Consider the following 12,676-nt stretch of genomic DNA (forward strand, 5'->3'; position numbering starts at 1 on the left):
TTTGTGAACGGCTTTTTTGAGAAAATCCTGCTTATGGTGGGATTTTCTTGTATTTTTAATTGAAACACAAGGATGGAATATGGATAACTTTAATTTCTACAGCCCCACGGAATTTGTATTTGGCAAGGATCGCGAAAACGAATGCGGTGCGCTTGTCAAGAAGTATGGCGGCACGAAGGTGCTGATTCATTACGGTGGTGGCTCTGCGGTGCGCTCCGGCTTGATTGATCGCGTTAAGGCGTCGCTCAATGCTGCGGGCGTTTCATTTGTGGAACTCGGTGGCGTGAAGCCGAATCCGCGTGATACCTTGATTTACAAGGGCATCGAAATGGTGCGTGCAAACGATGTTGATTTCATCCTTGCTGTGGGCGGTGGCTCCGTCATTGATAGCTCCAAGGGCATTGCTGTCGGCGCGCTTTACGATGGCGATTTTTGGGACTTTTATGCGAAAAAGTTGCCGGTCACGAAGGCACTCCCGATTGGTGTTGTGCAGACGATTGCTGCCGCCGGTTCCGAAGGCAGCGGCGATTCCGTCGTGACAAAAGAAGAGGGGATGCTCAAGCGTGATATCGGTGCTGACGTGATTCGCCCGAGATTTGCGGTGCAGAATCCGGCTTTGCTCTGCACGTTGCCTGCTTATCAGACGGCTTGTGGCATTACCGACATCATGGCACATGTGTTTGAACGCTACTTCACGAATACTTTGGAAGTCGAGACGACAGACCGCCTTTGCGAAGCGCTGCTCATTACGATGCTCAAGGAAGGCCCGCGCGCCATGGCCGAACCCGCCAATTACGAGGTTCGTGCGAACATCATGTGGGCGGGTACGGTAGCCCACAATGGTCTTGTGGGCTGCGGGCGCAGTCAGGACTGGAACAGCCACGCGATTGAACATGAACTCTCGGGACTCTATGACTGCGCCCATGGCGCGGGGCTAGCAGTTATTATGCCGGCGTGGATGGAGTACGTGGTGGACCATAACGTGATGCGTTTTGCGCAAATGGCAACACGTGTATTTGGCTGCCAGATGAATTTTGAAAACCCGAAGGCGACCGCTCTCGAAGGCATCAAGGCTTTCCGCAAGTTCCTGCATTCCATCGGCATGCCTATCAACTTTGCAGAACTCGGCGCGAAAGAAGAAGATATCCCGACGCTTGTCGAAAAACTGAATCCAGGCGATGGTTGGGGCTTTGTGCCGCTCAAGGCTAAGGACGTGACTGCGATTTATACGATTGCTGCGCATGCCACGCTAGATTAGACGGGTAAATTTGAAAAGTAAAAAACTCCTCGGTTATGCCGAGGAGTTTTTATGTTATGTGAAAATAACTGGATCCTGCTCCTTCGAACCTAAGAATTGTAGGGCAGCAAGCTGCCGACAATTCTATATCGACTTCGCCTTACGGCTTCGCTCAGGATGACACTTTGATTAATGTCTATTGATCAATAACTAATTAGTCTTTCAAGCAGCGGAGACTTGCACCGAATTCTGGATTGAACTTTTCAAACTTGGCGATATCCTTGTCGTGGAAGAACACGAGGACTTCGCCTTCGCTTGTCCAGAAGTAAGCCTTTTTACCCGCTTCATCAAATTTGCGGTCCTTTATAGCGACATCGCTCTTGGCAAAGTGTGCTCCGCCAGCCTTTGCGCCAAATCCAAGTTCATCCTTGCCATTTCCGAAGATCGGAGATTCCGGCTTGATCGGATCCCAGCCGTAGCCAGCCTTGAGGGCGACCCCCGGCTTTTTGCCGGCGACTTTCAGGAGCTTTTGCCATTCGGCCTTGCTCGGCATATGGAATCCTTCGAGGCAAGCCTTTTGTGCATTCTGGAAATCGTAGAGACGTCCCCAGTGGTTGCATTGTGAACAAATTGCACCTGAGGCGGTGGCGAAGTTCATGTTTTCGGCTGTCCAGAGCTGGTCGCCAATGACAATCCATTCGTAAGAATTTCCGTCACGAGGATCCTTGTAGCTTCCGCTTGTTGCGGGGCTGCCGTCTTCGTTGTATGTTTCGCCGAAAGCGATTTGCTTATTTTGCTTGTATTCGGCTTTCGTGGCGACTTTGCCGTTCTTGTGATAACGGATAACCGTTCCTTCGATGTAGCCGTTCACGTACGGGAGTTCTGACTGGAGTGTGCCGTCCTTGTAGTATTCCTTGGTCACCCCTTCGCGGCGGTCGTTCACGTAATTGGATTCTCGCTTGAGCGTACCGTCATCGTAGTATTCCTTTTCGGGGCCTTCCTTCTTGTCGTTGACGTAGGTGGCTTCGAAGCGGACGTTTCCGTTCGGGTATTTTTCAACACGAACATCGTCGCAGGCGGTAAAAGCAATGGAGCTTGCCGCAATGAATAAGATGGCAGGTAGTTTCATACGATCCTCCTTAGAGTGTGATTTTTCCCGCAGTAGCGAGTAATCCGATTAAGTACAACATCCCGTCATAGTAACGCCAAAAACGGTAGGGCACGGAGAGCGCTGCAAGTCTTCTTACAAACGGCGTAATGCGCGGATCGTCGATCGGGAGTACTTGTGTTGCTGCTGCGTTCATGGCGATAAGCCCTGGAGTCGCGTTTCTCCCTTGGTGCGGATACGGCCCCCCATCGACGGAGTAGTCGGAGAGGTAAGGCGTACAGTTCTGGAAGAAGTGCAGAATGCGTTCGCAGATTTCTTTTTCGCTTTCGTGTCCGCGGAAGATTGAATAGTCGAGGCTCAAGTTGAGCGCAACGCGCCATGCGTCTCCGCTAAAGTTGTTGCTTTCGGGGAACCAGGGCATGGCCTTTGGTGTGCCGTCGTATTCGGCATAGTCAGCGCAAAGACCGGTGACCGGGTGGGCCGCCTTCTGCAAAAATTCAATGCTTGCCTGTGCGACTTCAAGCCAGGATTCATCGCCTGTTGCTTCGGCGAACATGCGGTAGAATGCCATTGTGTGGTAGCTCGGGTCGGTAAAGTCGTTGCCGAGAACGGGGGAGAACTTGATGAGCTTGCGTTCCGGGTCGATAATCGGGCCTACAAGTTCGTTCTGCGGTTTGTACTTGATGTCATGGATGAGCTCTTTGGCATCGTTGAGGAGGTCTTCGCGGTTGAATCTCTTTGCGGCGATAAGGAGGGCTGCGGCAAAGTATTCTTCGCTATCTGGGGCTGCCCCTGGGTCCATCATGGAAAAGTCGGTCGTGTTGACTTGCCATGAAAAATATCCCTTGTGTGGACCGTCGTTGTTGCGGACAAAGCGCTTGGAAAAGTTCCAGAGCTTGTCGAACGTGACTTCGTGGTCGGTCAGCGCGGCAATGAACATGCCATAGCTCATGCCTTCAGAACGGATGTCGTCGTGCCCAATGTCGATGATGTATGCCATGTCGTCGGACGCTTCAAAGTAGATGCGCTCGTCGATCGGATCGCCCTCAAAAAGTTTGCTATAGGCATTCTGAATAAGCTGGTCCGCAAAATTGGGACCATATCCAGCTTCAACAAATAAATCTCGCGTCGGGTAGCGTTGCAACATCGTTCTCTAATCCAAAAATCAATAATTATTACGTGTTTTAAAATAAATAAAATCGTATATTAATGTTGAGGTTATTATGGCTGATATATTGATTTTGGGGCATGGACCGGCCGGAGTTTCGGCTGCCCTTTATGGTCTTCGTGCTGGACTTGAGGTTCAGCTTGTGGGTAAGGATGTAGGTGCGCTTGCAAAGGCCCACAAAATTGAAAATTATTTTGGTCTTGAAAAACCGCTCACGGGGGCTGAACTTGCCGAAGTCGGTAAGAAACAGGCGCTTGCTCTTGGTGCGCAAATCGTGGATGATGAGGTAACGGACCTCATGTTTGACGGTTTTGGTTTTGTGGCGACGGGCTTGAATGGTACGTATCGCGGAAAGGTTTGCGTGATGGCGACAGGTGCTGCTCGTAAAAAGACTCCGCTCCCAGGAATGGCCGAAATGGAAGGCCACGGCGTGAGCTACTGTGCTGTTTGCGATGCGTTCTTTTATCGTAAAAAGGATGTGGCTGTGCTTGGCTCGGGCGAGTATGCGTTGCACGAAGCGACTGAACTTTTGTCTGTAGTCAACAGCGTGACGCTTTTGACGAATGGCGCTCCACTTACGGCGACTTTCCCCGAAAGCGTGAAGATTGAAACCCGCAAGATTACGGGGCTTAAGGGCGCCGGGCAATTTGAAGGCGTGAAGTTTGACGACGGTCTTGAAGCCAATTTTGACGGCATGTTTGTGGCTATGGGTAGTGCGAATGCAACGGATCTGGCTTTGAAGGCTGGCGCAGCGTTCGATGCCGGGAAGCTCGTGCTCGATAAGGATTTTCAGACAACCGTTCCTGGACTCTTTGCGGCAGGCGACTGCACGGGCGGTACGCTCCAGGTGGCTGTGGCCGTTGGCGAAGGCGCTATTGCGGGCCTCGCTGCAATTAAATACTTGAGAGAACATCGGGAATAGACGAAAGAACGGACCTGCGGTCCTACAGACGAGAGACGAAAGAATAGTAGACTTTGGGTCTGTCATCCCGTGCTTCGCTTGGTCGATGATGACACTTCCTACCGTCTACTGTTTACCGCCTACTAAACAATGCGTCGCGTTACTTTACTCACAAATCCTGACGTTTGCAATTTGCATTGTCCGCTGTGTTTTTTGAACCAGCGGGCTTTATGTAATTGTGATGCGCGGCGTGCTAGGAATGGTAATCGGAATTGCCCGCCGGATAATGGTAGGGAACGCTTTTTTTATTGTAATAAGGAGCGCCGCGCGTTTGGCATGGACGAGATGCCTTTCGAGGTAGCACAGGCGGCGATTGAAAAGTATGCTGCGGAGCGAGATGCTTCGGGTAAACGCTTGCTGCGAGAAGTAATCCCATCGACGATGGGGGAGCCGTTACTCTATTCGCATTTTGATGAACTGCTGGAGCTTTGCCGGGCGCTTGGAATTCCGTTGAACCTCACGACGAATGGGACGTTCCCTGGAAAGTGGGGGAGTGACGCTGCGATGGAACTCTTGTTGCGTTCGTGCAGCGACATCAAGGTAAGCTATTTGGCGTCGGAACAGTTCGATGGCTGGAAAGCGAATGTTGAAAAGCTGGTTCGGGTGCGTGACAAGTTGCGCGGGAATGCTGATTGCGCGAAAGTTGATTGCGTGGGGAATGCTGGTGCTGAAGCTGACTGCGCGGAAACTGCGGAATCAAGAGTCGCGACGGTCTCGCTGCAAGTGACGCTGCACAAGAAGAATTTGCAGGACGTGCCGGAGTTGGTGTCGTGGGCTTCTGCGGTAGGGATTGACAGGATCAAGTGGAATAAGGTGGTGCTGTTGAGTGTTGCTCCGCAAGAGCTCCGTGAAATGTATGCGCTAGATGATGCGCTGCTAGAATCTTTGCGCAATGAGTTCCGATCGGGAGAGTTTTCTGCTTCGAATGTGAAGCATGAAGGAAGTTTGTTTTTTAAGAATTGTGCTGACCAGTGCGCTGTTGGCGGTAAGTGCGAATCATGTCCGTTTGCAGATGAAGTATGGGTTTGGCCCGACGGTCATGAGGATCATTGCCCGAATCCGGAACGGAGGTATGTCATTCCCGGCATGACCGGGAATCTCCCTCTTGGTAATGAGATAAAGGGATAGAAGGGGCTATTTCGCGTTCTTTATCGGAATAGCGAGATGAGACAAAATGCTCACTTGCGTTTCGCATTTTGCCCTTCGGGTTTTGGCTTGCGCCAAAATCTCAAATTTGTTCATTGTTCACTTCGTTCACGGAACAAATTTGTCGAACTCACTTCGTGAGTTCTCATTTGCGTATTTAGATATAAAAAAAAAACACCCTTATGGGTGGTTTCTTTTTATCGGAATAGCGAGATTCGAACTCACGACCTCTTGCTCCCGAAGCAAGCGCTCTACCAGGCTGAGCTATATTCCGTTTTGTTTTTGTCTTGACGCTTCGTCGTTGACGCGCACAATTATAGTTAATTTCGTTTCACTTTTAAAGGGGTAAGGGCAAAAAAAGTGAAATTTTTTTCATTATTTTTTCTTTTTTGCGACTTGCGGGCGCGGCTTGCCGATTTTCATGATGCTGGAACCAGCGTTGTCGGGTTCAACCTTGTAGAAAACGACTCGATTTTTCCATTCGGAGCGCACTTTGCGGTCGATGATGCGCTTGACGTTGCCGTATTCCGGGTTGCCTCCTCCGTGAATCACGCGCAGAACGCTGAGGCCTGCAATCAGGAGGTCGTCGATGCGGCGCTCAACGGCTTCGGCAGCTTCTTCGGATGTGAGGCCGTGAAGGTCAATTTCGTCTTCGGGGTTCGGGAGTTCCCAGGCGGCGGGGTTGCGGCGCATTTTCTTGCCGCGTGTGGCGCGTTGCGGTCTTGCTTCGGCTTCAGCCTCGGCCTGGATTTCGGCAAGTTCGTCCTTGTCTTCCATTTGGTGGTTCTTGATCCACTCTAACTGAAATTCTTCTTCGGCATTTAAAGGCATTGTAAATCTCTTTTTGTGTTTAAATATAAAAAAGATTTAATTCACGAAATAAAAAAGCAAAAACTTTACTGGATCCCTCACTTACGTTCGGGATGACGTAGAATCGAACTCGTGAATTGGGATGTGATAGCTTTAGAGTGCGGTTGTGAAATTCCCGTGGTAATTCCAACTCCACTGTTCGGGGTGCTCGGCAATCCACGTTTCGACTTCGTGCGCGATTCTCGTAACGAGAGCGCTTTCTGATGGCGCGGCATTTCCTTCGCTTTGACCGTATAATCTAGCGGGTGTCTCGTCGCCATGTTGTATATCGTATTTTGGCGGATAATAGCTTTCGAAGCGGATCACGATGCGCTTCTTTTCGCTCCACGTGCGGAAAGTGACGATTCCAGCTCCCATTTCGTTTATTTTTTGCGGTAGGCGCAAGTAGAGCGTACTTGGGCGGCCAAATAGCGAGACCGTGTTTCCTTTGGTGTGTTTGCCTTGGTCGATGACCATCGCGAGAATGCCTTTAGTGCGGAAAAGTTCACGGATCAGGCGTCCTGTTTCATCGGGATGATATTCGGTCAGGTGCGGATCACTGCGGAGGTCTTTGAGGACTTCGCGGAATGCGATGTCGCCGACGGAATCTGTAATGAGGTGTACGTGTTCGCTGTAGCGGCAAAGAGCGCGGTGCAAAAGTTCGAATGCACCTTGGTGGATGCTGATGCCTGCGATGGGGGCGTTTTGCTTGGCGCAATCTGCGATGGCGTCGCGGATGATATGCTCGTTCTCGTACACGATTCGCTTTTCAATGCTCTTAAATCGTGCAAGTCCGCGGTAGGATTCTAGCGCATTCCAGAAAATGCCACGGAATGTGTCTCGCGCATTTATCTTTGCAATTGCATCTAGTTTCGGACGTTTCTCATCGTTCGGCACTTTGTTAGAGCTGACGCGTTTTCTAGCAATGTATTCCTTTGCGGCTGCCAAGTGCTTTTCAACGCGCCCGTAGGCGCGCTTTTTGTGCAAAGCCTTGTAAACTGGGAAAACGACTGCAAAAAGGACGGCGTAGAACGCATCCGGCAAACGCAGCAGAATGTTGATTAGGAATTTGTACGTGAAAACCTTAAATCGGCGCATTTCCATCAGTGCTATTGAAAAGTGACTGGATCCTGCTCCTTCGAACCTAACTCAACTAAGTCAACAAGTTGACTAGTTTCGTATATCGACTCCGTTACACTTCGCTCAGGATGACAATTCCTAATTCCGAAATCCGAATTCCTAATTTTCGTCAAATTCTAGGATGTTTCTTCCGAGTTCGCGATCGAAGATGCTCTGCTTGAGACCTTCGCCGGCGTAGCTGATTGTCGGCGAAATCTCGTACAACTTCTTCTCGTCAATCTTGACGTGCGCCTTGCGGAGCCATTCGCGGTGGAGCTTGCCAATCATTATGCGAGCTGTTTTCGGAGAATCGTTGCCTTCGGCATTCTTGACCGGGCTGAATTCTTCTTCGCGCACGACGCCGAACGGGAGCATGGAACCGAGCTGCGGAAATGCGTCAAAGAGGAACTGCTCGAACTTGAAGCACTTTTCAATGCCGCAAACGGTTTTGCGTGCGGTGTGCCACGGGAGCTTGCTTGTCTGCAACTTGCGGAGTCCACTGATTTTAAACAAGTGAATAGCGATGTTGCCGCCATCGAACGTGAGGCTGCCATCGGCATTTGTCATGTCGCGGAAGTTTTCCGGAAGGTCGCTGTATTCGACAACGCCCGGCTTCTTGTTCTGGAAGGCGAAAATGCCGACTTTCTCGTTTGGGCCTGCCTTGTGCACAACCTTCGAGGCGCTGAGAATTGTGCCTTTTTCGGCGAGGGCGCCAATGAATGCCGGGTCGCAAATGCGGCAGAGGGCGTTATCGACGCTGTAGAGGAATACGTATTGCACACCGCGTTCCACAAGCCAAGCGAGCGTTCCGCTCTGGGCGAGAGCGCGGAAGCAACCGCCATTTCCATCGGGTACAAGCGCCAAATGGTCTTCGCCATCGCGGACAGCCTTGCCGTCTGCGGTGAGGGCGCAAATCGTTCCCTGCTGGAAGAATCGGATATCTTCGCGGTTTAAACCAAAGAAGTTGTTTTCGCTGAAAAAGTTGACAGTCGCTTCGTGGTTCAGGGGGCTCGTCATGATGCACCACGGAATGGCGTGACCCACGCGGGCACCCAAGTTGCGCAAACGTTCAGCCTGCAATTGGAACAGACTCTTGTGGCTCGGAAGGCCGATGTCGAACATGCCCTTCGGACCATCGAAACCGAGACGAGAACCTTGACCGCCTGCCACGAGGAATGCGGCAACCTTGCCTTGACCGAGGAGAATTTCGCCCGTCTCTTTCCAGAATTCGTAACGGAGATCGTCGGTAGCGAGTTTCCATGGCATCGGAGTGAGGTCGGCAGAAACATTATCGCTCAAGCTGGCTGCGGATTTTTCGGCATGCAAAGCCTTGAGTTCTTGCCAGTCCTGGCTCAAAATATCGCGTTCCAAATTTGCGCGGGCGTCGCCCGTCAAAGATTCCAAATGTTGGGCCAGTTCTTGCTGACCTGCGGCGTTCAAAGTTTCGATAATATTCATGCGATGTAATATAATAAAAAGGAGATGCCCGCTTACTTCGACTGCGCTCAGCACAGGCTCCGGCGGGCATGACAAGTTTTGTATTTGCGGTTGGGGCTTTCCTAGTAACTATTAACTGATAACTAGTAACTGCGGCGAAGCCGCAAACTATCTAATACCGAAGAATACGACCATGCTGAAGATGAGAGCGAAGATGCTTACGAGGTGCATGCGCCACACAATCTTGGAGTTCATGAGCGGCTTGCTCGGGAAGCGTCCGTCCCACTTCTTTTGGTAGTGGTGGTGGAGCGGGGCGCAAAGGAAGATGCGCTTGCCTGTGCCGGTCGTTTTCTTTGTAATCTTGAACCACGTAATTTGCATCAGCACGGAGCATGCTTCGGCGATGATGATAATGCAAACGATGGGGAGGAAAAGTCCTGCCTGTACCAAGATGAACATGATGCCGATGGCGGCACCGAAGCCGACGGAGCCTGCGTCACCCATGTAGATTTCTGCCGGAGGGCTGTTGAACCAAAGGTAAGCGAGCAGAGCGCCTGCGATGGCTGTTGCGAGCGGGAAAAGTTCGTCGCAGCCGGGGAGGTACGGAACGCTCAGGTACTGACTAAAGATGAAGTTGCCGCTCACGTAGGCGACAAGTCCGACGAACACCATGCTGGTAAGAATAGGTACAGAAACGAGGCTATCGAGACCGTCCGTAAAGTTTGTTCCGTTTGCAGAAGCGGCGATGACAAACGTCATGAAAGCAACGAAAATCCAGTTGGGAAGGTGGATCTGGAACACGTCAATCGGGCAGAACGGAATGGTCAAATCGCCCTTGAGTTCGGGGATGAACTTGTAGCAGAAAACGGCAACGACAAAGCTAAACAGGAAGTAGAGGAAAAGTCTAAGAGAGCTGGAAATGCCATCCGCCTTGTCCATGTATTCGGCGGCTTTGAGCTTGCCCTGGTTCACGAGACGCTTGGCGCGGACTTTCGCCATATCGTCGGTGGCGCCCACGGCGCTGAACAATGTCAAAATCACGAGCGTCGAGATGGTGTAGCCGTTCATCTGGCAAACGAGCAATGAAACTACTTCAACGACAATCACGAGGAGGAGACCGCCCATAATCGGAGGTGACTTTGTCTTTCCGTCCTTGTCAAAATCGCTCGTGGCGTCCAGCCTTTGCAAGAAGCGAATGTACTTCGGCATGAAGAAGAGCACCAGGATGATGGAGAGCATGGCGGCAACGCCCGCACGGAAGAGACGACCGTCAAAAAGATCAATGTTTGTTGTTTGATATAGCCAGTGGCAAAGCATAGTTTAGGTTTGGGGAGTGAGCACGGGCTTCGCCCTCTTGGGTCGCTTCGCTTTGAGGTTGAATTTGCAATCTGAAAAGTTCAGCTTTCTTTTTAGGCGAAATGCGTGCTATTTGAATTATTTGTATAGTAAAAAGTATAACGGGTTCACAAAGCAAGATGGACTGCGTAAAGATAAAATATTGTTGCTGTGTTTGGCTAGGAATTGTAAAAAATTCTACATTATAGTACATGAGTGAAATGGATATCGAATGCCCGCATTGCGGAACGAAATTTAAGGTCCAGATAGACGGTGACTTCTCGAATATGATGGTGTTTCCGTGTGCTAGGTGCCAGACCCCCTTGATGTGCTATCATGGGGAAGTATCTGAGTTAGACCGCGAAGAGTTCTCGAAATTGCGTGAAAAACTTTCGAAGGTTTTGAACGTCGTGATGCGTCAGGATGGCACGGTGGGCGAGGTCGCCAATGCGCTCAAAAAGCTTGTCGATGTCTCGAATGCACGTGCCGACGAACGTGAGCAAAATCACACTGCGATTACGGACGATGAACTTGACGCATTGCAAAAAGACCTTGCGGACCTCGACGTGGACGCTTTCTTGAGTAAACTGTAATGCTTGAATTTTTCATCGCAGCACTAGTCATCGGGATTGCTCCTGGACCAGATAACCTTTTTGTACTTGCCCAGAGCGCTACTTATGGGGCGCGTCTCGGTTTTTGCATTATCCTTGGACTTTGCACGGGAATTGCCATACACACTTGCCTGCTTGTGGCGGGCGTTTCGGCATTGATTGCGGCTAGCCCGACGGCGTTTTTTGTCATCCAGTGCCTGGGTGCTGCTTACTTGCTTTATCTCGCGTATAAAAGTTTCGGTGTGAAGGCCGGCGTTGTGGTTAGTTCGAAATTCGGAATTCGGAATTCCGAATCTTGTCATCCTGAGCGGAACGCAGTGGAGTCGAAGGATCCAGTAAAGTCTAGTGATGCAATCTGCGGTGTTCCTTCGGCGCGTAGCCTTTACATGCGTGGCATTATCATGAATCTCACGAATCCGAAGGTGATTCTCTTTGTGCTTTCGCTGATCCCGCCGGCGGTGCGCTTGGACCGTCCGATCCATCCGAGCTTGCAGATGGCCATTTTTGGCGGTGAATTTATCTTGGCGACGATGATCGTTTTCGGGAGCATTGCGCTTTTAGCAGGAACAGTGAAGAAGTTCCTGTTGACATCGCCGAAGGCGAACCGCAATCTGAACTGGTTCAGCGGTGCGGTGTTCGTCTTCTTGGCTGTCGCGCTTTTCGCACTTTAAAAAAGCGCGAATCTCGCTAAAGCTGTTCCTGAATGAGCTTCAATAGCTTTGTAATCGTCTCTTCGGGCGAATCCTTGGAATTTCCTCCTGCGGCGCGGACGTGGCCGCCTCCACCAAAAGCTCCTGCAACTTTATTGACATCGACAACGTAATTGCTGCGCAGGCTGATCTTGTATTCACCGTTAACCGGGTAGAGGAATATGGCAACTTCGGTGCCGGTGACTTCGCGCAAGGTGTCGATGACGCTGCTGAGTTCAACGGACGTTACGGAATAGTGGTCCATGTCCTCGGGAGTGAGGTAGCTGTAGACAACTTTTCCATCGAGGGCAAGCTTGCTGTTCATCATCACATATCCGGTGACGAGCGTCTGGGTGTACGTTCTCGTGTAGTACGTTTCGTTGATGATGCGCGTGAAGTCGATTCCTTTTTCGAGCAAGTCTCCGATGACCATCATTGTCTTATGGCCGGTGCTGCTAAACTTGAAAGCGCCTGTGTCGTGTACGATGCCGAGGTATAAACATTCTGCGGTAGCTTTGCTGATTTTGTTCGGGTCCATTAAAAAGTACAGGACTTCGCTTGCGGAACTTGCCTTTGCATCAACAAAGTTTACGGTGCAAAGCTGCTTGGCGTTACTGATGTGGTGGTCTATATTGCATGATTTGCGTGATGTCCTAAGGCAGCTACTTCCATTGGCGCCGATTCGCTCGATTGTAGGAACGTCCATAATGAATGTCAAGTCAAAATCCCCGAATTCTTCGTTATAGTATTCGTACGTCTCATTCGCGTTTGCGAGAATCTTGTAGTTTTCGGGGAAGCGTTCCAAGAAAATACGGACTTTGATTGTCGGGTAGTTGTCGCTGATATAGTTGTAAAGACCGAGCGTAGACCCCACGCAGTCTCCATCGGGGCGGACGTGTCCAAAAATGGCAACGCTTTTTGCTTCGTTCAGTAAATCATCAATTTGCATAAGGCTTTCCTTCTTTTTTGAAAAATGTAAATAAATATTTTGGATTGGCTAGACGGACTTTCTATAT

12 protein-coding genes and 1 tRNA gene are annotated in these 12,676 nt (G+C 50.6%); 5 read left to right on the forward strand and 8 right to left on the reverse strand.

Going from position 1 to position 12,676, the window contains the following annotated elements; genetic code table 11:
• Nucleotides 1-79: 79 nt before the first annotated feature.
• Entirely contained in the window at nucleotides 80-1,258 is a 1,179-nt protein-coding gene (locus tag B7990_RS02265) for an iron-containing alcohol dehydrogenase (RefSeq protein WP_088639423.1), read from the forward strand.
• A gap of 193 nt (nucleotides 1,259-1,451) precedes the next feature.
• On the opposite strand, the gene B7990_RS02270 is transcribed toward B7990_RS02265, so the two are convergent.
• Both B7990_RS02270 and B7990_RS02275 read right to left on the reverse strand, forming a co-directional pair.
• A complete protein-coding gene (locus B7990_RS02270; protein ID WP_088639424.1) occupies nucleotides 1,452-2,366 on the reverse strand; it encodes an FISUMP domain-containing protein in 915 nt (304 codons plus the stop codon).
• Between the two features lie 10 nt (nucleotides 2,367-2,376).
• Nucleotides 2,377-3,492 (reverse strand): glycosyl hydrolase family 8, encoded by a 1,116-nt coding sequence (locus B7990_RS02275; RefSeq protein ID WP_088639425.1) that lies wholly within the window; start codon nucleotides 3,490-3,492, stop codon nucleotides 2,377-2,379.
• 76 nt (nucleotides 3,493-3,568) lie between these two features.
• Between B7990_RS02275 and B7990_RS02280 the strand changes: the two genes are divergently transcribed.
• Nucleotides 3,569-4,435 carry an NAD(P)/FAD-dependent oxidoreductase gene (locus B7990_RS02280; protein WP_088639426.1) on the forward strand — a complete coding sequence of 289 codons (867 nt, stop codon included), beginning with the start codon at nucleotides 3,569-3,571 and terminating at the stop codon, nucleotides 4,433-4,435.
• Nucleotides 4,436-4,750: 315 nt separating this feature from the next.
• Nucleotides 4,751-5,602 (forward strand): hypothetical protein, encoded by an 852-nt coding sequence (locus B7990_RS02285; protein ID WP_088639427.1) that lies wholly within the window; start codon nucleotides 4,751-4,753, stop codon nucleotides 5,600-5,602.
• Nucleotides 5,603-5,820: 218 nt separating this feature from the next.
• Here the strand turns inward: B7990_RS02285 and B7990_RS02290 are convergent.
• The 5 genes from B7990_RS02290 to mraY all read right to left on the reverse strand — a co-directional run bounded on the left by B7990_RS02290 (nucleotide 5,821) and on the right by mraY (nucleotide 10,342).
• Nucleotides 5,821-5,894, reverse strand: a tRNA-Pro gene (locus B7990_RS02290).
• A 101-nt stretch (nucleotides 5,895-5,995) separates the two neighbouring features.
• Complete coding sequence (locus tag B7990_RS02295; protein ID WP_088639428.1) at nucleotides 5,996-6,451, reverse strand: Smr/MutS family protein; 456 nt, start codon at nucleotides 6,449-6,451, stop codon at nucleotides 5,996-5,998.
• 132 nt (nucleotides 6,452-6,583) lie between these two features.
• Complete coding sequence (locus B7990_RS02300; RefSeq protein ID WP_088639934.1) at nucleotides 6,584-7,567, reverse strand: lauroyl acyltransferase; 984 nt, start codon at nucleotides 7,565-7,567, stop codon at nucleotides 6,584-6,586.
• A 141-nt stretch (nucleotides 7,568-7,708) separates the two neighbouring features.
• A complete protein-coding gene (locus tag B7990_RS02305; RefSeq protein ID WP_088639429.1) occupies nucleotides 7,709-9,046 on the reverse strand; it encodes a UTP--glucose-1-phosphate uridylyltransferase in 1,338 nt (445 codons plus the stop codon).
• 147 nt (nucleotides 9,047-9,193) lie between these two features.
• A complete protein-coding gene (gene mraY, locus B7990_RS02310; RefSeq protein ID WP_088639430.1) occupies nucleotides 9,194-10,342 on the reverse strand; it encodes a phospho-N-acetylmuramoyl-pentapeptide-transferase in 1,149 nt (382 codons plus the stop codon).
• A 239-nt stretch (nucleotides 10,343-10,581) separates the two neighbouring features.
• On the opposite strand from mraY, the gene B7990_RS02320 reads away from it, so the two are divergent.
• Complete coding sequence (locus tag B7990_RS02320) at nucleotides 10,582-10,953, forward strand: hypothetical protein (RefSeq protein WP_254917287.1); 372 nt, start codon at nucleotides 10,582-10,584, stop codon at nucleotides 10,951-10,953.
• Nucleotides 10,953-11,642, forward strand: coding sequence for a LysE family translocator (locus B7990_RS02325; RefSeq protein ID WP_088639433.1), 690 nt, complete (start codon nucleotides 10,953-10,955; stop codon nucleotides 11,640-11,642). The genes B7990_RS02320 and B7990_RS02325 overlap by 1 nt, the downstream gene beginning before the upstream one ends.
• Before the next feature lie 16 nt (nucleotides 11,643-11,658).
• On the opposite strand, the gene B7990_RS02330 is transcribed toward B7990_RS02325, so the two are convergent.
• Nucleotides 11,659-12,609, reverse strand: a complete 951-nt coding sequence (locus B7990_RS02330) for a bifunctional oligoribonuclease/PAP phosphatase NrnA (RefSeq protein ID WP_088639434.1) — start codon at nucleotides 12,607-12,609, stop codon at nucleotides 11,659-11,661.
• Nucleotides 12,610-12,676 lie beyond the last annotated feature (67 nt).

Source organism: Fibrobacter sp. UWB4 (assembly GCF_002210345.1).
Classification (GTDB): Bacteria; Fibrobacterota; Fibrobacteria; order Fibrobacterales; family Fibrobacteraceae; genus Fibrobacter.

Coding starts and splice junctions, on each gene's coding strand:
- B7990_RS02275 (WP_088639425.1), bottom strand. CDS start 3,492: ATGTTGCAACGCTACCCGACGCGAGATTTATTTGTTGAAGCTGGATAT.
- B7990_RS02330 (WP_088639434.1), bottom strand. CDS start 12,609: ATGCAAATTGATGATTTACTGAACGAAGCAAAAAGCGTTGCCATTTTT.
- B7990_RS02280 (WP_088639426.1), top strand. CDS start 3,569: ATGGCTGATATATTGATTTTGGGGCATGGACCGGCCGGAGTTTCGGCT.
- B7990_RS02285 (WP_088639427.1), top strand. CDS start 4,751: ATGGACGAGATGCCTTTCGAGGTAGCACAGGCGGCGATTGAAAAGTAT.
- B7990_RS02320 (WP_254917287.1), top strand. CDS start 10,582: ATGGATATCGAATGCCCGCATTGCGGAACGAAATTTAAGGTCCAGATA.
- B7990_RS02305 (WP_088639429.1), bottom strand. CDS start 9,046: ATGAATATTATCGAAACTTTGAACGCCGCAGGTCAGCAAGAACTGGCC.
- B7990_RS02265 (WP_088639423.1), top strand. CDS start 80: ATGGATAACTTTAATTTCTACAGCCCCACGGAATTTGTATTTGGCAAG.
- mraY (WP_088639430.1), bottom strand. CDS start 10,342: ATGCTTTGCCACTGGCTATATCAAACAACAAACATTGATCTTTTTGAC.
- B7990_RS02270 (WP_088639424.1), bottom strand. CDS start 2,366: ATGAAACTACCTGCCATCTTATTCATTGCGGCAAGCTCCATTGCTTTT.
- B7990_RS02325 (WP_088639433.1), top strand. CDS start 10,953: ATGCTTGAATTTTTCATCGCAGCACTAGTCATCGGGATTGCTCCTGGA.
- B7990_RS02295 (WP_088639428.1), bottom strand. CDS start 6,451: ATGCCTTTAAATGCCGAAGAAGAATTTCAGTTAGAGTGGATCAAGAAC.
- B7990_RS02300 (WP_088639934.1), bottom strand. CDS start 7,567: ATGCGCCGATTTAAGGTTTTCACGTACAAATTCCTAATCAACATTCTG.